At 34.0% G+C, this 21,313-nt stretch carries 26 protein-coding genes; 20 read left to right on the plus strand and 6 right to left on the minus strand.

The genetic code is table 11. From position 1 onward, the window contains the following. Nucleotides 1-99: 99 nt before the first annotated feature. The 5 genes from map to ACMGE6_RS07165 all read left to right on the plus strand — a co-directional run bounded on the left by map (nucleotide 100) and on the right by ACMGE6_RS07165 (nucleotide 3,661). Entirely contained in the window at nucleotides 100-855 is a 756-nt protein-coding gene (gene map, locus ACMGE6_RS07145; RefSeq protein ID WP_414045836.1) for a type I methionyl aminopeptidase, read from the plus strand. Between the two features lie 100 nt (nucleotides 856-955). Continuing rightward, nucleotides 956-1,306 (plus strand): hypothetical protein, encoded by a 351-nt coding sequence (locus tag ACMGE6_RS07150; protein WP_414045837.1) that lies wholly within the window; start codon nucleotides 956-958, stop codon nucleotides 1,304-1,306. A 15-nt stretch (nucleotides 1,307-1,321) separates the two neighbouring features. Next, a complete protein-coding gene (gene liaF, locus ACMGE6_RS07155) occupies nucleotides 1,322-2,017 on the plus strand; it encodes a cell wall-active antibiotics response protein LiaF (protein ID WP_414045838.1) in 696 nt (231 codons plus the stop codon). Then, a complete protein-coding gene (locus ACMGE6_RS07160; protein WP_414053284.1) occupies nucleotides 2,014-3,036 on the plus strand; it encodes a sensor histidine kinase in 1,023 nt (340 codons plus the stop codon). The genes liaF and ACMGE6_RS07160 overlap by 4 nt, the downstream gene beginning before the upstream one ends. Then, nucleotides 3,032-3,661, plus strand: a complete 630-nt coding sequence (locus ACMGE6_RS07165) for a response regulator transcription factor (RefSeq protein ID WP_414046770.1) — start codon at nucleotides 3,032-3,034, stop codon at nucleotides 3,659-3,661. The genes ACMGE6_RS07160 and ACMGE6_RS07165 overlap by 5 nt, the downstream gene beginning before the upstream one ends. A gap of 26 nt (nucleotides 3,662-3,687) precedes the next feature. Here the strand turns inward: ACMGE6_RS07165 and ACMGE6_RS07170 are convergent, their stop codons facing one another. From ACMGE6_RS07170 to ACMGE6_RS07180, 3 genes are read right to left on the minus strand one after another with little or no spacing between them, the layout of a single operon-like run. After that, the gene (locus ACMGE6_RS07170) at nucleotides 3,688-4,260 is read right to left on the minus strand and encodes a beta-class carbonic anhydrase (RefSeq protein ID WP_414045840.1); all 573 of its coding nucleotides are present in this window, start codon (nucleotides 4,258-4,260) and stop codon (nucleotides 3,688-3,690) included. Between the two features lie 32 nt (nucleotides 4,261-4,292). Beyond that, nucleotides 4,293-5,315: a YihY/virulence factor BrkB family protein gene (locus ACMGE6_RS07175; protein ID WP_414047110.1), complete on the minus strand. Its 1,023-nt coding sequence runs from the start codon at nucleotides 5,313-5,315 to the stop codon at nucleotides 4,293-4,295. 34 nt (nucleotides 5,316-5,349) lie between these two features. Continuing rightward, nucleotides 5,350-5,655 carry a YtxH domain-containing protein gene (locus ACMGE6_RS07180; RefSeq protein WP_414047109.1) on the minus strand — a complete coding sequence of 102 codons (306 nt, stop codon included), beginning with the start codon at nucleotides 5,653-5,655 and terminating at the stop codon, nucleotides 5,350-5,352. A 181-nt stretch (nucleotides 5,656-5,836) separates the two neighbouring features. Here ACMGE6_RS07180 and ACMGE6_RS07185 point away from each other — a divergent pair, with 181 nt between their 5' ends. From ACMGE6_RS07185 to ACMGE6_RS07200, 4 genes are all read left to right on the plus strand, one after another. Beyond that, nucleotides 5,837-6,034 (plus strand): DUF1128 family protein, encoded by a 198-nt coding sequence (locus ACMGE6_RS07185; RefSeq protein WP_414045843.1) that lies wholly within the window; start codon nucleotides 5,837-5,839, stop codon nucleotides 6,032-6,034. Between the two features lie 33 nt (nucleotides 6,035-6,067). Then, complete coding sequence (locus ACMGE6_RS07190) at nucleotides 6,068-7,303, plus strand: aminopeptidase (RefSeq protein ID WP_414053285.1); 1,236 nt, start codon at nucleotides 6,068-6,070, stop codon at nucleotides 7,301-7,303. A 55-nt stretch (nucleotides 7,304-7,358) separates the two neighbouring features. Further along, nucleotides 7,359-7,532 (plus strand): hypothetical protein, encoded by a 174-nt coding sequence (locus tag ACMGE6_RS07195; RefSeq protein ID WP_414045845.1) that lies wholly within the window; start codon nucleotides 7,359-7,361, stop codon nucleotides 7,530-7,532. Nucleotides 7,533-7,637: 105 nt separating this feature from the next. Continuing rightward, complete coding sequence (locus tag ACMGE6_RS07200; protein WP_414053286.1) at nucleotides 7,638-8,156, plus strand: acyl-CoA thioesterase; 519 nt, start codon at nucleotides 7,638-7,640, stop codon at nucleotides 8,154-8,156. A gap of 38 nt (nucleotides 8,157-8,194) precedes the next feature. On the opposite strand, the gene ACMGE6_RS07205 is transcribed toward ACMGE6_RS07200, so the two are convergent. Together ACMGE6_RS07205 and yfkAB are read right to left on the minus strand one after the other, a co-directional pair. Beyond that, nucleotides 8,195-8,710, minus strand: a complete 516-nt coding sequence (locus tag ACMGE6_RS07205) for a helix-turn-helix domain-containing protein (protein WP_414053287.1) — start codon at nucleotides 8,708-8,710, stop codon at nucleotides 8,195-8,197. Between the two features lie 85 nt (nucleotides 8,711-8,795). Further along, on the minus strand, nucleotides 8,796-9,920 hold the full coding sequence (gene yfkAB, locus ACMGE6_RS07210; RefSeq protein WP_414053288.1) for a radical SAM/CxCxxxxC motif protein YfkAB: 1,125 nt from the start codon (nucleotides 9,918-9,920) through the stop codon (nucleotides 8,796-8,798). A 134-nt stretch (nucleotides 9,921-10,054) separates the two neighbouring features. Here yfkAB and ACMGE6_RS07215 point away from each other — a divergent pair, with 134 nt between their 5' ends. The 8 genes from ACMGE6_RS07215 (at nucleotide 10,055) to ACMGE6_RS07250 (ending at nucleotide 16,687) form a co-directional block, all read left to right on the plus strand. Continuing rightward, entirely contained in the window at nucleotides 10,055-10,213 is a 159-nt protein-coding gene (locus ACMGE6_RS07215; RefSeq protein WP_414045849.1) for an SE1561 family protein, read from the plus strand. An 11-nt stretch (nucleotides 10,214-10,224) separates the two neighbouring features. Then, on the plus strand, nucleotides 10,225-11,604 hold the full coding sequence (gene rlmD, locus ACMGE6_RS07220; protein WP_414053289.1) for a 23S rRNA (uracil(1939)-C(5))-methyltransferase RlmD: 1,380 nt from the start codon (nucleotides 10,225-10,227) through the stop codon (nucleotides 11,602-11,604). Nucleotides 11,605-11,690: 86 nt separating this feature from the next. Further along, complete coding sequence (locus ACMGE6_RS07225; protein WP_414053290.1) at nucleotides 11,691-12,209, plus strand: type 1 glutamine amidotransferase domain-containing protein; 519 nt, start codon at nucleotides 11,691-11,693, stop codon at nucleotides 12,207-12,209. Between the two features lie 183 nt (nucleotides 12,210-12,392). Beyond that, on the plus strand, nucleotides 12,393-13,118 hold the full coding sequence (locus tag ACMGE6_RS07230; RefSeq protein ID WP_414053291.1) for a glycosyltransferase: 726 nt from the start codon (nucleotides 12,393-12,395) through the stop codon (nucleotides 13,116-13,118). Nucleotides 13,119-13,175: 57 nt separating this feature from the next. Continuing rightward, complete coding sequence (gene recX / locus ACMGE6_RS07235) at nucleotides 13,176-13,973, plus strand: recombination regulator RecX (RefSeq protein WP_414053292.1); 798 nt, start codon at nucleotides 13,176-13,178, stop codon at nucleotides 13,971-13,973. Then, nucleotides 13,966-14,286 (plus strand): YfhH family protein, encoded by a 321-nt coding sequence (locus ACMGE6_RS07240; RefSeq protein ID WP_414045854.1) that lies wholly within the window; start codon nucleotides 13,966-13,968, stop codon nucleotides 14,284-14,286. Before recX ends, ACMGE6_RS07240 begins: the two co-directional genes overlap by 8 nt. A gap of 11 nt (nucleotides 14,287-14,297) precedes the next feature. Next, a complete protein-coding gene (locus ACMGE6_RS07245; RefSeq protein WP_414053293.1) occupies nucleotides 14,298-15,830 on the plus strand; it encodes an ATP-binding cassette domain-containing protein in 1,533 nt (510 codons plus the stop codon). Then, entirely contained in the window at nucleotides 15,809-16,687 is an 879-nt protein-coding gene (locus ACMGE6_RS07250) for a hypothetical protein (protein ID WP_414053294.1), read from the plus strand. The genes ACMGE6_RS07245 and ACMGE6_RS07250 overlap by 22 nt, the downstream gene beginning before the upstream one ends. 82 nt (nucleotides 16,688-16,769) lie before the next feature. Here ACMGE6_RS07250 and ACMGE6_RS07255 read toward each other — a convergent pair whose 3' ends face one another. Further along, nucleotides 16,770-17,753, minus strand: coding sequence for a metal-dependent hydrolase (locus ACMGE6_RS07255; RefSeq protein WP_414053295.1), 984 nt, complete (start codon nucleotides 17,751-17,753; stop codon nucleotides 16,770-16,772). A 96-nt stretch (nucleotides 17,754-17,849) separates the two neighbouring features. On the opposite strand from ACMGE6_RS07255, the gene mutY reads away from it, so the two are divergent. The 3 genes from mutY to ACMGE6_RS07270 all read left to right on the plus strand — a co-directional run bounded on the left by mutY (nucleotide 17,850) and on the right by ACMGE6_RS07270 (nucleotide 21,308). Then, on the plus strand, nucleotides 17,850-18,887 hold the full coding sequence (mutY, locus tag ACMGE6_RS07260; RefSeq protein ID WP_414053296.1) for an A/G-specific adenine glycosylase: 1,038 nt from the start codon (nucleotides 17,850-17,852) through the stop codon (nucleotides 18,885-18,887). Nucleotides 18,888-18,965: 78 nt separating this feature from the next. Continuing rightward, a complete protein-coding gene (locus ACMGE6_RS07265) occupies nucleotides 18,966-19,514 on the plus strand; it encodes a nucleoside tri-diphosphate phosphatase (protein WP_414045859.1) in 549 nt (182 codons plus the stop codon). A gap of 48 nt (nucleotides 19,515-19,562) precedes the next feature. Further along, nucleotides 19,563-21,308 (plus strand): ABC transporter ATP-binding protein, encoded by a 1,746-nt coding sequence (locus tag ACMGE6_RS07270; RefSeq protein WP_414053297.1) that lies wholly within the window; start codon nucleotides 19,563-19,565, stop codon nucleotides 21,306-21,308. Nucleotides 21,309-21,313 lie beyond the last annotated feature (5 nt).

The raw sequence follows: 21,313 nt of genomic DNA on the forward strand, positions 1-21,313 counted from the left end.
ATAATCTTTGTTATAATATACAGTGACGAATATATGATATGTTTAATATTCAAATTAATCAACATATTATTATTAAATTTATGTGAAAGAAGAGATATTATGATTATTAAATCTGAACAAGACTTACAAGGCTTAAAAGAAATTGGGCGTATCGTTGCTATTATTCGTGATACGCTTAAAGCACAAGCTAAACCAGGTATGACAACGAAAGAATTAGATAACATTGCTAAAGATTTATTTGAACAACATGGTGCGAAATCTGCCCCGATTACTGAGTATGATTTCCCGGGATACACTTGTATTAGTGTTAATGAAGAAGTAGCTCACGGTATTCCTGGTACTCGTGTCATTAATGAAGGTGACTTAGTGAATGTGGATGTCTCTGCGTGTAAAGATGGTTATTATGCTGATACTGGTATTTCATTTGTTGTAGGTGAAGTTAAGGATCCGTTGAAACAAAAAGTTATTGATTGTGCTGAAATGGCATTCAATGAAGCAATGACTAAAATTAAACCAGGGGCTAAACTGAGTAACATTGGTCGTGCAGTTAATGCGACAGCACGTAAAAATGGCTTAACAGTTATCAAAAACTTAACAGGTCATGGCATCGGGAAAAGTTTACATGAAGAGCCAAAGCATATTATGAACTATTACGATCCAATGGACAAAGCATTACTCAAAGAAGGTATGGTACTGGCAGTGGAACCTTTCATCTCATCTAAAGCAACGATTGTAACAGATGGCAAAGATGAGTGGGCTTTTGAAACAAAAGATAGAAGCTATGTTGCACAAATTGAACATACATTAGTCGTAACAAAAGACGGCCCCTTATTACTAACAAAATTAGAAGATTAATATACAACTTTAGTTGTAGTCAATAATCATCCCGCGGACGCTTACGCGTCTACGGGATTTTATTTATAATGAATTGACTATAATGAAGTGAGGTATAATGATGCATACAATTAAACATTACTTAAATAACACAGTAAAAGCCTGCGTACAAAACTTCATGTACTTTAGAAGAGCATCTGCTTACAAACGATTAGCTGATATTAATGGTTTAAAAAGTATGAAGCAGAATGAAATGATGCAGCTGACATCAGAGAAAGAACAAATTCAAATTGCACTTGAAACACATGAAATAGAGCCAACAGAAACTTTAAAGAATAATCGTCAGCCTTTAATAAATAAAATTAATACTATAGATAATGATATTGATGAAATTGAATCGTTATTGTTAAACTTAGAGGAAGAGAAAAGAAATATACAGTGTGAAATATTGTTATTATCAAATGTAAAGTAAAGAGGAAGTGAATAAGTGAAACAAATTATTAATTCTGAGATGCTGATTATATTTTTTACACTGATTCTATTGTCGAACTTATATTATATTTTCTTTGTAAAAATAGGGATGCTGCTTGTCATAGCAGCTGGACTCGCATTAATCTATCTCAGTCAGAATATGCAGGAGAACTTACGTGGTCTCATCATATTGTGGATTGGTCTGATTATGTTGATGTTTGGACTTTTATCCAATCCTTATACTTTAATTGTCTTATTCAGCTTTATAATTATTATTGCGATTCGATATATTATCTATAAACGTCAACCGATGAAAGTTATTCAGACAGAAGATAATAAGATGATCATCAACAAACAATCACTTTTCAGCTTTCAGTCCACGCCTGATAAAGTGTATAAATTTGAAGATATCAATCTGCAGCATGCAGTGGGTGATATCAATATTGATCTAAGTCAAGCGGCTAATTTAAAAGAAAGTAATATCGTAGTGGTGCGTAATATGATTGGTAAAACAACGATTACCATTCCTTATCACTATCAGGTTAAGGTTGATTTTACGACGATGTACGGTGAGTTGAATATCCAGGATGAATATGTAAAAAAAGCTCGTAATGAGCGTTTAACCTATGCATCTGATCCTTATCCCAATAATGTTGTCATAAAATTATTTATTTCATCAATCGTCGGTGATTTAGAGGTGCAGTACCGATGAATAATTACACTCGCATGATTGGATCATTATTGATATTAACGTATAGTTTAGCAATTATCTTTTTTATTTTAGATCGTATTTTTGTAAATATTATTTATTTTCAAGGGATGTTCTATACTCAGATTGTTGGAGTACCAGCAATACTATTCTTAAATGTTATCGTTATTCTGGCGTGTATCATTATGGGTTCAATCCTTGCTTATCGCCAAAATGAGCAGTATACAGAAATACAGGAAATGATAGAACGTCTCAGTGCAGGCGAAAATATTAAAGTTAATAATCTGAACAAAGATATTGAAGTCATTGAAATTATGAAGACATTAGAACAGGTCAGTCATAATATAGAAGATATTAAACGTCAAAATCAGCTGGTCATTAATGATGTTCATACGCTGAATGAAGCAACAGTAAAGCAAATCGTTGAAGAAGAGCGTCAACGTCTGGCACGTGAACTTCACGATTCAGTGAGTCAGCAACTCTTTGCGGCTAGTATGATGTTATCTGCTTTAAAGTCTGCTAAACACGAAGAACCTGTGGAAAAACAATTGAGGTTGCTTGAAAAAATGCTGCATGAATCACAACTTGAAATGCGAGCGCTACTATTACACTTAAGACCTGTTGGTTTAAAGAATAAGACGCTAGAGCAAGGACTCATGCAGTTAATTAAAGAACTAAAACAAAAGATTCCGATGAATATTACTACGGGTATTGAAGAGCTTGATCTCGAAAAAGGAATAGAAGACCATCTTTTCAGAATCGCTCAGGAATCCATTTCGAATACACTTCGTCACGCAAAGGCTAAAAACATAACGATTGAATTATTTAAAACAACAAACAGAGTGATCTTACGTATTTCAGATGATGGAGTAGGATTTGATATTAACAAAGTCGATGATACACGTTACGGATTACATACAATGAAAGAAAGAGCTTTAGAGATAGGTGGAACATGTAATGTTATTTCGGCACCACAGTCAGGAACAAGAATAGAAGTGAAAGTGCCAGTTAAGGAGGATTAACATGCGCGTATTATTTGTAGATGATCATGAAATGGTCAGAATAGGAATATCAAGTTACTTGTCGATGCAGGAAAACATTGAAATCATTGGTGAAGCAAGTAATGGCAGAGAAGGCATAGACAAGACGTTTCGACTGAAACCAGATGTTGTACTGATGGATATGGTCATGGATGAAATGGATGGTATTGAAGCAACGATGCAGATTAAAGCTCAAATGCCCAATGTTAAAGTGATTATGCTGACAAGTTTTATTGAGGATAAAGAAGTATATCGTGCTTTAGATGCTGGTGTTGATAGTTATATCCTTAAAACGAGCAGTGCAGAGGAGATTAGAGACGCGATATATAAAACGTACTCAGGGGAATCTGTATTTGAAAAAGAGGTAATGGCAAAAATGCGTTACCGTATGAATCAGAAAGCGGAATTACATGAAATGTTGACTGAACGTGAGAAAGAAATACTCTTGCTTATTGCAAAAGGTTATTCGAATCAGGAAATTGCAGATGCTAGTCATATTACGATAAAAACAGTTAAAACGCATGTTAGCAATATATTAAGTAAACTTGAAGTACAGGATAGAACGCAAGCGGTCATCTATGCTTTTCAACATGATTTAATAGAATAAAAAAAGGAGGACGCATCCTCCTTTTTTTATTTTTTTACTTTTTCATAGCCATCTACTAATAATTCAAGCTCACCAGTATGTGGTTCTATAACTAATCCATGGACAGGAACAGATTTATCGAACAGTGGATGATTGTATACCATATCTACATTGTGATATACATTTTCATTCACATCATTAAATCCTCCGATAAATTTACTTACATTGTAGCCTGCATGATCAAGTGTATCCATTGTTTCTTTTTTAATCCCTCGAGCAGTCATCGTCTCTATTACTTTGTCAGCATCAATTTGACACATTCCACAATCTTTATGGCCCATAATGATAATCTCTTCAGCACCTAATGCATAGATACCTACTAATAAGCTTTTCATTGTAGCACCATATGGATGTGTGATTGTTGCGCCTGCATTTTTAACAACTTTAACATCACCATTCTTTAATCCTAAAGCTTTATGTGATAGTTCTTGTAGTCGAGTGTCCATACAAGTAAGTATAACGGCTTTCATTTCAGGCTGTTTTGAAGTTACATAAGCTTCATACTCTTTGTTTTGAACGAATTTCTTATTGAAATCCATAATGCTTGATAATAATGACATGATTTTCCCTCGATTTCGTATAGATTATTAGTCTAAGCTTTTATTTTATCTTTATGAATGATGGCATTGATTTGAGCTCCAACAATAATGATGAAACCTGTTAAATACAACCAAAGCATTAACACGATAACGCCTCCGATACTACCGTATGTTTTTGAGTAGTTAGAGAAGTTGTTAACATAGAAACCAAATAAGAAGCTTGCTCCTAACCATACAATTGTAGCAAATAACGCCCCTGGTAGTACAGATTTAATGTTTAGTTTGATGTTTGGTGCAATCGCATAAAGTGTTGTAAAGACAATAAACGTTACCAGTACTGGTAATACAATTTTCACGAGATTAAATACCCATTTAAATTGATCACCTAAACCAATATGTCCAAATAAGTAGTTGCCAATTTGTTCACCGAATATTGGTAATGCAAGAGCTACACCAAAAACTAAGACCATTATTACTGTAAATAAGACACTAAGTAATTTTGAAACGATAGGGTTTCTTGCATCTTCAACTTCATAAGATACGTTAAATGCATTCATTAACGCAGTCATACCATTTGAAGCTGACCATAAAGCAGCGATTAAACCGAATGATAATAATCCGCCATTTGCATTATTCATTACATCGCTAATGATATCTGTAATCATCTTGGCAGTATCACCAGGTGCATTTTGTGAAATTAAGTCGGTAATTGTCTCCTTTTTAACATTTAATAAAGGAATTAAAGTTAATAAGAAGATAAGCATAGGAAATAATGAAAGCAGGAAATAATAAGCAAGTTGTGCTGAAAGTCCAGCAGCATCATCTTTACCTATTCTAAATAATAATTTATTTAAGAAGTTACCATCTTCTTTATATTTAGCAGGTTTATTAATTTTAGAAACATAGAATGTTTCGTTATCTTTATCCGGTTGTTTCGTTTTAAATTTTTGATTTGATACATAATTCTCATCAGCGTTGCTAAGTAAAGTCTGTTTATCGTTCTCTAAATGACTTGACTCAGGACTATTTGCAGCCTGAGTCAGAAATTTAGAGGTGCTTTTTTTCTCTTTTGACATATTTTCACCTCATTAATATTTAATTGATGACCAATTATCTATTAGGTCCTGAAAGTTTCTTTTGATTACGTTTTTCGATGAATGTATCTTTAGCATCTAAAATAGCTCTTTCTAATTCTGGGTTGTTACGACGAATTTCATCAATTGTTTCTTTCCAGTATAATAATTCATCTTTTAAGTTACGAGCTTTTGCTTTTGTGGTTGGAGCAGGCGTTAAACCATTTTGTTTAGTCACTTGCACTTGATTCTTAACTGAGCTGCGTGTTTTTTTATCAATCATTGATACAGCAGCACCGATTACAGCACCAGCAATTGTTGCAGGAATTAATTTGTTATTCATGTTTATTCTCCTCCTAGTGTATAAAAAATGGTGTCTATCACACCTATTAATTATTATATAGCCATTTGCATAGCGTGATAAACAAATAATATTTAAAATAAGCAATTTTTATATTATTCAATTTTTGAATAGTTTGATAAAATAGATTTTGGATGGAAATTTGAAGAAGTAGGTGTAATTAATGAATAAAGAACAAATGGTGAATGAAATAGTACAAAAATTAAAATTAGTAAATGTCGGTGTGATTAAACCGGAATCGATTGATGATAATAAAATAGACGAATTAAGAGACATTCATGAGATGGTGTCAAAAAGAGAGACTTTTTCTCCGAGTGAAATGAGTGCATTAACTGAAGCTTTAGGTCAATTAAGAAAGTAATATCAAAAATTACGACAGAAAAGGGGAACAGAAATGAAATTACTTAAGGAAGATAAGTTAAAGAAATATGCAGAGCTACTGGTTAAAGTAGGTATGAACGTACAACCTGATCAACGTGTATACATTCGTGCAACTGTAGATGCTAAAGATTTTGTGCATCTAGTTGTAGAAGAGGCATATAAAGCAGGTTCTAAGGACGTTAAAGTTCATTATGCAGATGATCGATTATCACAATTAGCTTTTCAATATCGTGATCAGGAAGCATTCGAAACTGTTCCACAATATATTGTAGATGAGCGTATGGATTATGCGAACGATTATGCAGCGCAACTTGCATTAATCTCATCAAGCCCTGAAAACTTAAAAGACGCTGATCCTGCTAAAGTTTCAGCGAGTATGAAAGCTTATGGTGCAGCATTTAAAGATTATATGAAAATGATGCAGTCAGACCAATTCTCATGGACGGTTGCGGCCTACCCATCAATTGCTTGGGCGAAGCTCGTTTTCCCTGATTTATCAGAGGAAGAGGCATTTGAAAAATTACTGGATGCGATTTTAGAGTCAGTAAGAATGAACGAGAGTAACCCAGTTCAGGCTTGGGTTGATCATAATGATAATCTTCACACGAAAGCTGATTACTTAAATAAAAAAGCTTATGTAGCATTGCACTACACAGCACCTGGTACAGATTTAAAGGTAGGCTTACCTGAAGGGCATATTTGGTGTGGCGCATCAAGTATCAATAAAGATGGTAATGCGTTTATGGCAAATATGCCAACTGAAGAGGTATTTACAGTGCCACATAAAGATAAAGTGAATGGGACAGTTTCAAGTACATTACCTTTAAGTTATGGTGGAAATATTATTGATCAGTTTACCTTAACATTTAAAGATGGCGAAGTGATTGAATATGATGCTAAAGTTGGTAAAGATATATTAGAAGGCTTACTGAATTCTGATGAAAATGCGAAACGCTTAGGAGAAGTTGCTTTAGTTCCTCACGATTCACCGATTTCTAATTCTAAGATTTTATATTATAATACTTTATTCGATGAGAATGCTTCATGTCATCTGGCGTTAGGTTCAGCGTATCCTTTCTGTTTAGAAGGCGGAAAAACTATGGATGAAGCGGACTTAGCTAAGAATGGCTTAAACAATTCAATTACACATGAAGATTTTATGATCGGCTCTGCTGAGATGAATATTACAGGTATTACTGCAGAAGGTCAGGAAGAAGCAATCTTTGTAAATGGAAATTGGGCATTTTAATTTTTAAAATAAAGTGATATGATAATATTATTATTGATTTAAGAGGAGGATGGGCATGTCAGTACCTATGATGTGGTTAGTAGTTATCGCGTTCTTATTTACAATCTTTGCATTCGGTTCTTTTATTATGTTTACATTAATCAATGCTTTCGATTCAAGAGAATCAGATATCGTTGATACACCCGAAGAAGCATTAGAAAAGAAAGTTTTTGCTGACGAAATTCATTAATATTCATTTTAAAGAGATAGAGGACTATCTCTTTTTATTTTGCGCAAAATCAACTATGATAATATTAAATTACAATACTAAAAGTTATGGAATTGAGGAATGATGATGACAGAACGATTAAAGAAAACGATGGATGAATCTAAGACGATTAAGACGAAACAAATCTTTCCGACTGATACGAATCATCACAATACATTGTTTGGTGGAAAATTAATGGCTTTAATAGATGATGTAGCGAGTATTGCAGCAACAAGGCATTGTGCACGTTCTGTAGTAACTGCCAGCACAGATTCGGTAGACTTCTTAAAACCTATCAGACCCGGAGAAGTTGTGACGTTAGAAGCGGTTGTGACTTATACGGGGACATCTTCACTTGAAGTGTGTGTCCAAGTTATTTCAGAAAATGTGATCCAGCAGGCGAAACAACTGGCTGCTATAAGTTTTCTGACATTCGTCGCATTAGATGATGACAATAAACCAGTAGTCGTACCCGAAGTCATTGCAGAAACAGAAGATCAGATGTGGTTAAATGAAACTGGGAAAGAGCGTGCAGAATTCAGAAAATCAAGACGTGGTAAAAGTAAGGAATTGCTAAACTTTTTTGAAAAAAATATAGAAGTATAAAAATAAGCATTAAACAGATTTCCTTTTTAGAAATCTGTTTAATGCTTATTCACTTCATTTACGACCAAAAATTCAACTTCGTCATCAGTGAAATTATACCAGTAATGAGGTTCATGAGCTTCAAACATGTATGAAGCACCAGGCTGGAGCTCAAGACGTTCAGTCCCAACAGTTAGCGTTAGGGTTCCGCGTAGACAGTAGATAAATTCAACACCTGCATGTTGACTTGAGTCATTTTGACTAGCACCTGGTTTAAGGATGACACGTATCGGTGTAAAAGCTCCTGGTATACCATTTGATAAATTCTGATATGTAAATGATTTTGTTAATTCCGTAGGATCCGTAATATTTTCGATGGTTGTGGAATGGAAAAAGTAGCTAGGATGCACTTCTAAAGCATCAGCTATTTTACGTAAAGAAGCCATTGTTGCACTGCATTTGTTTGTTTCTAATTGAGATAGGAAAGCGATTGATACACCTGTTTCTTCTGAAATATATTTCAGCGTTTTATTCTGTTTTTTCCGTATCTCACGTATTTTTTCCCCTATTGTCATTATTCACACCCCTAATTTGTTCTCTCTTTATCCTTATTATACATTAAAATAATAACAAATAATAAGAATATTTCAAAAAAACAAATTATTGATTCATTCTTACTTCATTAGCTTTAAAATCTGTTGTTGGATAATACATATTCTTAACGAGTAAGTTAGGGCCTAAACATTTTACTTTTGGACAATGACAGTTGAGTGATTGATTGAGTTCACTAGCTTTCCATTTATCGTAGATTGTTTGAAGCGGTGTAGTTACAATATTTTCAATCGTACCCGTTTCATCTCCAAAGTCAGTGACAATTACATCACCTGTAAATACATTGACATTAAGTCTTGAACGTCCGTCAGGATCATTACGTACGGTAACGTTTTTCGCTTTATTTACTTCATCAAGGAATAACAAATCATCTTGTTTAAGTGAGCAAGGTAAGATTGGTAATGTCCCAAATAACATCCACGTATCTTCATCTCTAAATGATAGTAATTTTCTGATGGCATCTTTTGTTTCATCAATCGTTAATACATTTAAATCACTTGCAAAATCAGAAGGATACATCGGATGTACTTCATGACGTGCACATTTCATGTCATTTACAATTTCTTTATGGATTTTTTCAAGATATGGCAGTGTATTTTTATTAAGCATTGTTTCTGCAGATACAAACATGCCAGCTTCGGATAATTTACGCGCATTTTCAATCATCTGTTCATATAATTTATAGCGTGCAGCAAGAGGTGGTTTCTTATCCATTACATGGAATCCAACTTCAGCGAATTCATCAATTGTTCCCCAGTTGTGAGAAATATGCATAACATCTACTAAGTCAATGATTGGTTCATAGCGCTCGTAATTAATCGTTAAATTTGAATTCATTTGTGTATAGATGTCGCGCTCTTGAGCGTATTTTAAAATAGGAATAACTGTTTCCTTAATAGATTTTTTTGAGAACATCGGTTCTCCGCCCGTAACACTTAAAGTCGAAAGATGTTCAACCTCATCCAGTCGGTTAAATATCGTCTTCATATCAATCGTATCTGGATCTTTAAGTTGCAATGTATAACCGACAGCGCAGTGTGCACAGCGCATATTACATAATGTAGTCGTTGTAAATTCAATGTTTGAAAGTTTAGTTTCTCCGTATTTTTCAACTTCATTATATGCTTCCCACGGGTCATTATGAATTGAAATTTTTTCTTTCAAATGTATCATTATTAGCCTTCTTTCAAGTTTTTGTCTTTTACTATTATGAACGTGTGATAATCTTTGTCAATAACAAATACATTGAAAGTTTAGTGAATCTGTTCCATAATGAATACAATCAGGATAATTAAAAGGAGTAAGTTATGACAAAAGAATCTTTAGAAGAAATTAAAGTAAAGTTAAGTGATTTTATGGAAAGAATTGATTCTGTAGATCCAGAAACAACAGACATCAATGATATCGATGAATGGTTAATGATTCTTGATCAGTTAGAAGCTAAAGTAAAATCTATTCAACAATAAGGAGATAAAGAATGGCAGATATACAAGTAAAGATCGGTCAACAGTTTCCTTTGACAATCAAAAGACTCGGTATTAATGGTGAGGGAATAGGCTATTTTAAAAGGAAGATTACTTTTGTTAAAGGGGCGCTCCCTGGCGAAGTAATCGTTGCACAAGTTACAGATATTAATAATAAATATTTAGAAGCAAAGATGGTTAAAATCCGTGAAAAAAGTAAAGAACGTGTAAAGCCGCCATGTAACGTCTTTGAATTATGTGGAGGATGCCAATTACAACACCTTTCTTATAACGGACAATTAAAATATAAAAAGCAAATAGTAGAAGATGCCATCACAAAGTATGCACCTCACGTGAAGCTTGATGTGATTAAAGATACACTGGGAATGGCTAATCCATTTGGTTATCGTAATAAAAATCAGTTTCCTGTAGAGAAGTCAGGACGTAAAATACGTGCTGGACTTTATAAAGAACATTCAAATACGTTAATTGATTTACATGAATGTATTGTTCAGGATAACCGTACGATGAAGACGACGAATGAAATCAAGAAGATTATGAGTGAGTTAAATATTGAAGTATGTAAAAATCCTGCGCGTGATATCGGTGTGCGTCATATTATTACGCGTGTAGCTTTAGCTACAGGCGACTTACAGGTCGTGTTTGTTACGAATACTCGTGATCTGAAGAAACAGGATCTATTAGCAGAGCGTGTGATGCGACTCCCTGGTGTTAAAGGCGTAGCATTAAACATCAATAAAGAAAAAACTTCTATTGTTATGGGAAATGAAACGATTGTGATTGCTGGTGAGGAAACAATTCGTGAGACATTGCAGGATCATGTGTATGATTTATCAGCAGAGAGTTTCTTCCAGTTGAATCCAAAGCAAACAGTTGTACTTTATAAAGAAGTAGAACGCGCAGCAGGCTTAACAGGTAAAGAAAACGTCGTTGATGCATTCTGTGGTACAGGTACGATTGGAATTTGGCTTGCCGGTAAAGCAAAAGAAGTGCGCGGGATGGATACGAATGAAGATGGTATCGTTAACGCAATTTATAATGCGACTGCTAATAACAAAGATAACTGTAAGTTTGAAGTTGGAGATGCATCAGAAAAATTAGATGAATGGATTAAAGAAGGTTTCTATCCGGATGTTATTACAGTGGATCCACCAAGAACGGGGTTATCTGAAGAAACGATTCAGTTAATCAATGAAATCAAACCGAAGACATTTGTCTACACAAGCTGCAACCCGTCAACTTTAGCAAAAGACTTAGCACATTTAACGAAGGCATTCCAGGTAGAATATATTCAACCAGTGGATATGTTCCCACAAACAGCACAAGTTGAAGCGGTCGTTAGACTTGTGAGAAAAAGAAAATTATCGAGATAATAGAGCATCCATAGTATTAGCTATGGATGTTTTATTGTTTTAGTGAAGGGTAAATAATACTATAACGATTTTAGGAGGAATATATAATGACTAAGAAAATCGCAGTAGTATTAGAGAATTTATTTGAAGACTCAGAATTTACTAGCCCGGTAGAGGCGTTTAAACAAGAAGGTCATGAAGTGACTGTAATTGGTAAAGAAGCAGGAAGTACTGTAAAAGGTAAAAAGGATAATACTGAAGTTAAAATAGATAAAGCAATTAGTGAAGTTAAGCCTGAAGAATTTGATGCTTTACTGATTCCAGGTGGATTTTCACCAGACTTATTACGTGGGGATGAACAAGGCCGATTTGGTACTTTTGCAAAAAGCTTTGTAGAAAAAGAAAAACCGGTATTTGCTATTTGTCATGGTCCACAATTATTAATAGATACGGATTTATTAAAGGGTAAGAAAATGACAAGTTTCTTATCAATTCGTAAAGATTTAGAAAATGCAGGTGCAACAGTAGTAGATGAGCCGGTAGTTGTAGATAGTGGTATCGTAACTAGCCGTACACCAGAAGATTTAGAAGACTTTAACCGTGAATCATTAGCATTATTGAAATAAAAACTTGTAATCAGTCGACTGAGGTCGACTGATTTTTTTGGCTTATAGAATATTCTTTGGCTTTGATAAATTTGCTAAATCACCGATACATCTCAAGACTGATTTTACGTCTCTTCTGTCATTTTTAATTCCAAAGCAAAGTGGCTGGTGGTAATATGAATGTAAGAAAGAGGTGGATTCATCTTGAAAAGAACTAGAAAAAGAGGTTGTGGATGCTTTGGCTGTTCGTCAATATTACTCATCCCATTATTGCTTCTAATATTGTATGTCGGCTGGAATGTTTATCAAGGTTTCCAGGTTGATATTGGTGAACTTAAGTCTATTGAACAACAAAATACGTATGTTTCAACGCAAGATATGCAGCCATATGTTAAAAATGCTTTTATAGCAGTAGAAGATAAAAGGTTTAACGAACACGATGGAGTCGACTGGATAGGTACGGCCAGAGCGATGGTGGTTTCATTAAAGGATGGCGAAGCATCGCAAGGGGGAAGTACTATAACACAACAATTAGCCAAAACTTATTTCTTTAATAATGAAAAGTCGATTTCACGAAAGATAAAAGAAGTCGTAGTGGCGAAGCGTATCGAAAACAATTATTCAAAAGAGCAGATTTTAAGTTTTTATTTAAATACAATTTATTTTGGAAGTAATCATTATAATATAGAAAGTGCAGCAAACTCTGACTTCAGAGCTAGCACACATAAGGATAATCAGTTTTATCCTCAAATCACTATATTACAAAGTGCATTACTTGCAAGTACAATCAATGCACCGTCACTTTATCATCCTGAGTCATATCAAACAGATGCGGCTTTAAAAGAACGTACGAAAGAAACGTTGCAAAAAATGCTTGAACAAAAATTTATCACTGAATCAGAATACAATACGGCTGTCAGTGGTTTATAATAAATATGAGTTGAACGCTAAATATATATTTAGCGTTATTTTTATGGAGGTTTGAATATGGAAAAAAAAATCACCAGAATAGAAGTGCAAAAAAACAACAAAGAACGTTTTAATTTATATATTAATGGTGAATTTTTTGCCGGTATTGATGCAGCAACGTATGTTCATTTTAATTTGAAGAAAGACTTGATCGTCACAGACCAGATGCTACGTGAAATCGCAGAGTATGATGGGTATCGTGTAGCTATAAATAAAGCGATTCAATATCTATCATATAAGAAACGTACAGAAAAAGAAGTACGAAATTATTTGATGAAATTAGAAGTAAATACAGAAGCGATTGATAAGTCGATCGATTATTGTAAGCAAAATGGATATATTAATCATGCAGATTACTGCATGAGTTTAATGAATACGATGTTAAATACTACAGATAAAGGGCCGGTCATTTTTGCACAGAAGCTGAAGGAATTAGGTATAGAACAAAAATTAATTGAACAATATACAGCTCAGTACGAATCACTAATTACAGAGGAACGCATCGAAAAAATAGCAGCCAAGATTACAAAAAAGTATGAAAAAAAACAATCGAGACGTATGATTCAGCAAAAAATAATGCAAACACTCATTCAAAAAGGTTATAATTTGGATATTGCAAACGATGCATTAAAAAATGTTAAAATAGAAACGAACGAAGATGCACTTCAAAAAAATCTGGAAAAAGAAGTGAATCGCTTATCCAGGAAACATGAAGGCTTTGAATTAAAGCAAAAAATCATCCAAAGTATGATGAGAAAAGGCTTTGAATACGATAATATTATAGAACGTTTAAAGGATTGTGGGCTTAGTGACTGATAAAAAATTAATTGAAATGAATGAACACGAATTGCGTGAAGTAGTAGGCATATATCGAGAAAAAGCAAGAAAAGCTGAGACGATGGGAATTGTTAACGAGTACGAAGTGTGGATGCGTAAAGCATTGATTGCTGAAAGTTATATGGTGGATACAAATAAAGTGGAAATCGGCAAAGTATATCAACTTATCGGTAATCAAAAAGAATTTTTTAAGGTGGAGCGCATTAAAGGTGTATTTGCCTGGGGATTCAGACTCGGTGCAAAACTTGAAGAAGAAGGTATACCTTTAGCGTTGTTACAGCTTGATGCTTAGGGAGATATAAAATGACAAATAATATACTAGTAAGACTCGTTAATGTAACAAAATACTTTCGTCACGTTAGTGGATTTTCAAAGTTTAGAGATATCATCATACCGGATGCTAAAAATCATAATGTAGAAGTTAAGGACGTTACGATACATCTTTATAAGGGTGAAGTGCTAGGGTTAATCGGTTTACCGGACTCAGGTAAATCAGTGATTGGTAAACTTATTTCTAAAGTAGTTGAACCGAATGAGGGACGTGTTAAAAACGACCACCCAACATTTCTTGCCAGTCATAACCATATCTTTGAAGGCGACTCTTCTGTTAAACAATTAATTGAATCAATCTTTTTATCATATAACCTGCCTTTAAATTCATTTACCGAAAAGAGACAAAATGTTTTAGAATTCAGTGGTTTAAAAGATTACGAGAAACGCCCGACAAGTGAGCTATCGACATTTGAACGTTCAAAGCTAATGATTACACTTGCATACTTTCTAAAACCTGATGTTATCATATTTGATGATCTATACCGTCATCTGGACAATGCATTCAGAGAAAAGTTTGGTATGATTATTGATTTACTGGTAAAAGAACAAAAATCAATCGTTCTTATAGAAACTGACATTGATTTTATTGAAAGTAAAGCAAATTATATTACCTGGATGAGTCATGGTCAGGTTAGAAAATCAGGTACACCTAAAGAAATCATTCCGCTCTATAAAAGTTATTTAAAGGATTTTGAGAGTTGTCGTAATGAAGAAGCACGTTCATTATTTGATTTAAATTATAAAATGGCACGTTCCCTTAATCATGATGAAGGAGAAAAACTTAGCAGAATAAGGCGTTATGGTGGAGTTATTATCGATGAAAATCTTCAAAAGCTACTTACGACCAGCATCCTTATTTTGTTCGGAATTGCATTAATGTTTGTGTTATTACTTAATAATATTGGCGTACCTTCAAAGGTGACTGCCAATGTGGAAAATAGTATTGTTGAAAAACCTGACAAAGCATACATCGATAAATATGCACTTGGTGTGACGAGTAGAGATACGACGCTTTCTAATAAATCTGAGGAAAAAGATATACCTTCTAATACGACTTTAACTATTTCAGGATATAATGATAAAGTTTTTCGTGTGGATTATGCCGGTGGTGCGATGAATGTTGATAAGAAAGATATTATCTATATCAACCCTGCTGCTTTATATGATGAGCATTCATTTAGTGAATTAGAAGATTATATGTATAGTAATTATGTGAATTTCAGAGAATTTTTTAATGGCTTTATCGGAAAGTCTCACAGTACAATTAATAAAGAATTATATCCGGAATCAAATCACAGATATAAAGTGAAACTGACTAAAAACGATATCCATCTGCATTTTGATGATGTAAATAAATTAAATGGCATCAGCTTCCCGATGGAAAATCAAAAAAAACTTAAGAAAAAGTTTGGCATTAAATCAGATCAGTGGATAGTAAAAATTGGAGAGGGATATGCCATTGCAGACTTTAAGAACAATGAATGGTTATATATCCAGATGTAGGTGTTATGATGAATGAATTACTGAATACAATAAAATATATTCCGCATACGATAAAAAATGCACTTATTGAAATCTACTATAATCAAAAACTTTATGCCATATGGTTAACTATTAATCTATTGCTGATAGCAGTTACATTCTTATGGATTAATTTAACCGAGGGACTACCGATTGATAAGCTCTCAAAAGTGTGGTCATTATCCGGATATCTTGTGTTTTTCTGGATAGCCTGTGCAGCTTATTTTTCTATGAAGATGTTGCAGTCAAGAGGATTTATGTTAAACATAACGAACACACCAACGTATGTATTAACAACTGTCCAAATCATTAATTTCTATATTTTATTTATTATTTCGCTTATAATGTTACTCATTATTGCGATTTCAAATAAGGTGGAAATTGATACGAGTATCGTGAGCATTATATATTTCTCATTAATGACATTTCTATTGCTAATGCCAATATGTACGTTACTTGCGTTAATGTCTCATCTTTTTGATAATATGCGCTGGATTATCATGGTGATTTTATTTTTAATTTTGATTAGTGTACCGATTTTGTGGATTCCATCTGATTTACCGGAACTTTTAATTAATATCTTAAAGTTAAATCCATTCTACTTTATAGTCAATGGTGTACAGGAGTCGGTAGTATTAGGTAGTACACCGTTGTTGAATCTACCTGCACAAATGATTTTTATATTTGAACTGATATTAATCTATATTTGGTTCAATTACTTCTATAAGATTTTAAAAGATGAAATAAATATAAATAAATCAGAAGGTTCTGAGCCAAAAAAACAATCTAAATTAAGCATTAACTTACAAAATCTAAGGGATAGTATCTTTAAATCATAATCTTGAATATCTATAATTAAAACCGAGGACAACGCATCGTGATTGATGCGTTGTCCTCGGTTATTTTGTATCATTTTCAAGATTAATTGACTTTACCTCGTACTAATTTTTGCTGTAGTTTTTCTTCTGTGAATACCCAGCCAGTGTAACTATGAGTCACGTAATACTTATCATCAAGTCCAAGAATAGCAACAAAAGAATAATGACCGTTCTTTAAATAGCGTAAATCAATGAAACGGAGTTCATAGCCATTGTCAGTTTGCGTAACTGTCCATCGGTAAATTGAACTGAAGTTAATAAATGCTCTGAAGTTTTTATCATGCATTGCATGCTGCATGTATTTTGTTTCAGGAAAAGGGATACGTTTAAAACGATCACTAAAGTTAACTGATCGTTTATAGCTTCTGCCGATATAATCATGTGTATCTGTCTGTATTGCAACGCGCCATTCATAAAAACGAATGGTTGGTGCAACGAACGTCTTGATAATTTTTTCATCTTTTGGAATGAGCTTAAGTGCTGCACGTTTAATTGATTGTTGCAACATTCGTCTAGTGATATAGTAGATGACAAGTATAACTATCAAACTTGAAAAGATATATACCGGATTACCTCCGATATACCATAAACATATGGCACAAATGTGTAAGATAAAGATGATGGGATCGAATGTATTGATAATTCCAATCTGAATCCATTTATTTGTTAAGGGACGTAAAGCTTGCGTACCGTATGAATTAAAGATATCTACGAACACATGGAGAAATACAGCTATTTGAGCCCATAACCATACATGGAAGTATTGCACATCTTTAAAGATCATACCAATTAAGACTGTAAGTACTATCGGCCAGATGAGAGTAAAGGGAATTGAGTGTGTGATACCACGGTGGTTATTGATATAGACGGCATTATTCTTTAATTTTAAAACAGTATCAATGTCCGGAATTTGTGATCCGACCATTACTGCAGTAACGATAGCGGGATACATCGAAGTAACTGCAGGATCAATCGTTGCAAGTCCTGCTAGTCCGACACCCATTACAATATGCGTAGCTGTATCCATAAGAATCATTCCTTTCACACTCATTATAATCTAATTTAAAGCAATAGATAAAAGAAAAATCGGAAGTTTAACAATAATTTTAGAAAGTTGGTTAATATGAAATATAAATATACTTTCAGTACACAGTTATTAAGTTGGTTCAATCAAAATAAAAGAGAGATGCCCTGGAGAGAAACGAATGATCCGTATAAAATATGGTTATCAGAAGTTATGCTCCAGCAAACACAAGTCAACACTGTCAGAGCTTATTACAATAGATTTATTGAACGATTTCCAGATATCGATACATTAGCAGAAGCTTCAATTGATGAAGTGTCTAAGTATTGGGAAGGATTAGGATATTACTCGCGCGTTAGAAATTTTCATACAGCTGTACGTGAAGTTCAAGTCCAGTATGCAAGCAAAGTACCAGATGATCCAAAAGCATTTCTTGCATTAAAAGGCGTAGGACCTTATACGCAAGGGGCTGTTATGAGTATTGCTTTTAATCATCAATTACCTGCAGTGGATGGTAATGTATATCGTGTATTTGCAAGACTTGATAATGATACTTTTGATATTTCTAGTTCCCGAGCACGAAAACACTTTGAATCGAAAGTTATGGAAGTTATGCCTGAACAGGCAGGAGATTTCAATGAGGCATTGATGGAATTAGGTGCAACAGTCTGCACACCTAAAAATCCTGTATGCTTACTATGCCCGGTGAATGAACATTGTGAAGCATATGAACAGGGTAATATGCAAAATTTGCCGGTTAAACTTAAAAAAATAAAAAAGACAGTGCAGCATTATAAAGTGCTATTAATACATAAGGACGACCAGGTCATCATTCAAAGGAGACCGGATAATGGATTATTAGCTTCTATGTGGCAGTTTCCAATGTTTGATATAGATATGCATGTCGGTGATATTGAAGAACAGATGGATATCTCTTTACATATTGAGCGTGAACCGTTTGTTAAAACAAAGCACCAGTTTACACATTTAGAATGGCAGATGGAAGTATATCACGCTTATACTAAAGATGATGTTGAGCTCCCGTATAAACTGATATCACCCGATGAGAAAGATGCATACAATTTCCCGGTATCTATGACTAAAATCTTTAATTACTATAGTGAATTTAAACAATAGGTTTATTTACGTTTATTGAAACGCTTATTATGTTATAATTTAAAATGCAAATATTATAAATTATAGGTGGTGTGGAACATGGTCAAAGAATCCATACCAAAAGAAGGCCAGAATGTGCAGATACAAAGTTATAAACATAACGGAAAAATTCACAGAGTCTGGTCTGAAACAACGATTTTAAAAGGGACAAATCATGTTATCATTGGGGGGAATAATCGAACGCTTGTAACTGAAAGTGACGGTAGGACTTGGGTTACAAGAGAGCCGGCTATTGTCTACTTTCATGCTGAGTATTGGTTTAATGTCATCTGTATGTTCAGGGAAGATGGTGTGTATTACTATTGTAATTTATCATCACCTTTTGTATATGACACAGAGGCTATTAAATATATTGATTATGACTTAGACATAAAAGTCTATCCTAATGGTAAGTATCACTTACTGGATGAAGATGAGTATCAGCAACACATGAAACAAATGAATTATCCAAAAGAGATTGATGATATCCTGAGGAGAAACGTTGATATTTTGCAGCAATGGATTGAAAGGAAAAAGGGACCATTTGCGCCAGACTTTATTAAAGTCTGGCAAGAAAGATTTCATTTCCAGAAAAGAATGAAAGATTAAATCAACCTAAATGTTAGGTTGATTTAATTTGTTAAAGGGAGATTTTACATGATTAAACGATATATGCAGTTTGTAAAACCTTACTGGATGTTGATTATACTAACCATTGCGATAGGTATTCTAAAGTTCGGGATACCACTATTAATTCCGCTACTCATTAAATATGTAATTGATGACGTGATTCAAAATGGTGCAATGACGATAGAAGAGAAAAAGTCAGCATTGATGAATGCGATATTAATTTTTGGCTTTATCTTTGTTGTGATTCGTCCGCCAGTAGAATACTACCGACAATATTTAGCACAGTGGACAAGTAATAAAATATTGTATGACATCAGAAAGAAATTATATAAACACTTACAGAATTTAAGTGTACGATTTTATTCTAATAATAAAGTCGGCGAAGTCATTTCTCGAGTGATTAACGATGTTGAGTCTACAAAAGATTTTATTGTGACTGGATTAATGAACGTATGGCTGGATCTAGTGACAATCATCATAGCACTCATCATTATGTTTACGATGAGTGTGAAATTAACGTTAATTTCATTAATCGTCTTCCCGTTTTATATGTTTAGTATTTATTACTTCTTTGGAAACTTACGTAAATTAACACGTGCGCGAAGTCAGTCGCTTGCTGAAGTACAAGGTTTCTTGCATGAACGTGTTCAAGGCATGACAGTCATTAAGACGTTTGCAATTGAAGAGGAAGAGAATGCACGATTTAATAAACGAAATGAAAACTTTTTAAAGAAGGCAACAGATCATACAAAATGGAATGCGAAAAGTTTTGCGGTGATTAATACGATTACAGACATTGGTCCGTTGCTTGTTGTTGGATTTGGTGCTTATCTAGTGATACAAGGCGGATTAACGGTCGGGAGTTTAGCGGCATTTATCGCATATCTTGATCGCTTGTATGGACCATTGCGAAGATTAGTATCTTCATCTACAACACTTACACAAAGTTTAGCGTCTATGGATCGTATGTTCCAGCTGTTTGATGAACCTTATGATGTTAAAGATGCCACGCATGCACGTGATATTAAAGTACAGCATGGGGATATAACGTTTAAAGATGTAGGTTTTAAGTATAACGAGAATGACGAAGAAGTATTACACCATGTAAATCTTGATATTCATAGCGGTGAAACCGTAGCATTTGTCGGTATGAGTGGTGGTGGAAAATCGACGATGATTAGCTTGATACCGAGATTTTATGATGTGACGAGTGGAGAAATTGAAATAGATCACGTGCCGCTGAAAGATTACACGATTGAAAGTTTAAGAACACAAATCGGTATGGTAATGCAGGATAATATATTATTCTCTGAATCAATACGCGAAAATATATTACTTGGTAAACCAGATGCAACAGAAGAAGAGATGATCTATGCGGCGAAACTTGCCAATGCACATGATTTTATTATGAGTTTACCCGATGGTTATGATACAGAAGTCGGTGAACGTGGCGTGAAATTATCAGGTGGACAGAAGCAACGTGTAGCTATTTCACGTGTATTCTTAAAGAATCCACCTATCTTAATACTTGATGAAGCAACAAGTGCGCTGGATCTTGAAAGTGAAGCGGTCATTCAGGAAGCTTTAGAAACATTGTCTAAAGATCGTACGACTGTAATAGTTGCACATCGCTTATCAACGATTACACATGCGGATAAGATTGTTGTCATTCAAAATGGCGAAATCGTAGAAATTGGAACGCATCAGGAATTAATGCATAAGAAATCCCATTATTATAATTTATATTCTATCCAGCATTTAGATGCGGAATAGTATGG

This window comes from Macrococcus equi (genome assembly GCF_047426745.1).
Lineage (GTDB): Bacteria > Bacillota > Bacilli > Staphylococcales > Staphylococcaceae > Macrococcoides > Macrococcoides equi.

What these genes read in the sequence shown, in the direction of transcription:
- ACMGE6_RS07245 (WP_414053293.1), top strand. Translation starts at nt 14,298, where the DNA reads ATGACAAATAATATACTAGTAAGACTCGTTAATGTAACAAAATACTTT.
- ACMGE6_RS07150 (WP_414045837.1), top strand. Translation starts at nt 956, where the DNA reads ATGCATACAATTAAACATTACTTAAATAACACAGTAAAAGCCTGCGTA.
- ACMGE6_RS07185 (WP_414045843.1), top strand. Translation starts at nt 5,837, where the DNA reads ATGAATAAAGAACAAATGGTGAATGAAATAGTACAAAAATTAAAATTA.
- mutY (WP_414053296.1), top strand. Translation starts at nt 17,850, where the DNA reads ATGAAATATAAATATACTTTCAGTACACAGTTATTAAGTTGGTTCAAT.
- ACMGE6_RS07180 (WP_414047109.1), bottom strand. Translation starts at nt 5,655, where the DNA reads ATGAATAACAAATTAATTCCTGCAACAATTGCTGGTGCTGTAATCGGT.
- ACMGE6_RS07190 (WP_414053285.1), top strand. Translation starts at nt 6,068, where the DNA reads ATGAAATTACTTAAGGAAGATAAGTTAAAGAAATATGCAGAGCTACTG.
- ACMGE6_RS07195 (WP_414045845.1), top strand. Translation starts at nt 7,359, where the DNA reads ATGTCAGTACCTATGATGTGGTTAGTAGTTATCGCGTTCTTATTTACA.
- ACMGE6_RS07215 (WP_414045849.1), top strand. Translation starts at nt 10,055, where the DNA reads ATGACAAAAGAATCTTTAGAAGAAATTAAAGTAAAGTTAAGTGATTTT.
- rlmD (WP_414053289.1), top strand. Translation starts at nt 10,225, where the DNA reads ATGGCAGATATACAAGTAAAGATCGGTCAACAGTTTCCTTTGACAATC.
- ACMGE6_RS07255 (WP_414053295.1), bottom strand. Translation starts at nt 17,753, where the DNA reads ATGGATACAGCTACGCATATTGTAATGGGTGTCGGACTAGCAGGACTT.
- ACMGE6_RS07200 (WP_414053286.1), top strand. Translation starts at nt 7,638, where the DNA reads ATGACAGAACGATTAAAGAAAACGATGGATGAATCTAAGACGATTAAG.
- recX (WP_414053292.1), top strand. Translation starts at nt 13,176, where the DNA reads ATGGAAAAAAAAATCACCAGAATAGAAGTGCAAAAAAACAACAAAGAA.
- map (WP_414045836.1), top strand. Translation starts at nt 100, where the DNA reads ATGATTATTAAATCTGAACAAGACTTACAAGGCTTAAAAGAAATTGGG.
- ACMGE6_RS07225 (WP_414053290.1), top strand. Translation starts at nt 11,691, where the DNA reads ATGACTAAGAAAATCGCAGTAGTATTAGAGAATTTATTTGAAGACTCA.
- yfkAB (WP_414053288.1), bottom strand. Translation starts at nt 9,920, where the DNA reads ATGATACATTTGAAAGAAAAAATTTCAATTCATAATGACCCGTGGGAA.
- ACMGE6_RS07205 (WP_414053287.1), bottom strand. Translation starts at nt 8,710, where the DNA reads ATGACAATAGGGGAAAAAATACGTGAGATACGGAAAAAACAGAATAAA.
- ACMGE6_RS07250 (WP_414053294.1), top strand. Translation starts at nt 15,809, where the DNA reads ATGGTTATATATCCAGATGTAGGTGTTATGATGAATGAATTACTGAAT.
- ACMGE6_RS07160 (WP_414053284.1), top strand. Translation starts at nt 2,014, where the DNA reads ATGAATAATTACACTCGCATGATTGGATCATTATTGATATTAACGTAT.
- ACMGE6_RS07265 (WP_414045859.1), top strand. Translation starts at nt 18,966, where the DNA reads ATGGTCAAAGAATCCATACCAAAAGAAGGCCAGAATGTGCAGATACAA.
- ACMGE6_RS07270 (WP_414053297.1), top strand. Translation starts at nt 19,563, where the DNA reads ATGATTAAACGATATATGCAGTTTGTAAAACCTTACTGGATGTTGATT.
- ACMGE6_RS07170 (WP_414045840.1), bottom strand. Translation starts at nt 4,260, where the DNA reads ATGTCATTATTATCAAGCATTATGGATTTCAATAAGAAATTCGTTCAA.
- ACMGE6_RS07175 (WP_414047110.1), bottom strand. Translation starts at nt 5,315, where the DNA reads ATGTCAAAAGAGAAAAAAAGCACCTCTAAATTTCTGACTCAGGCTGCA.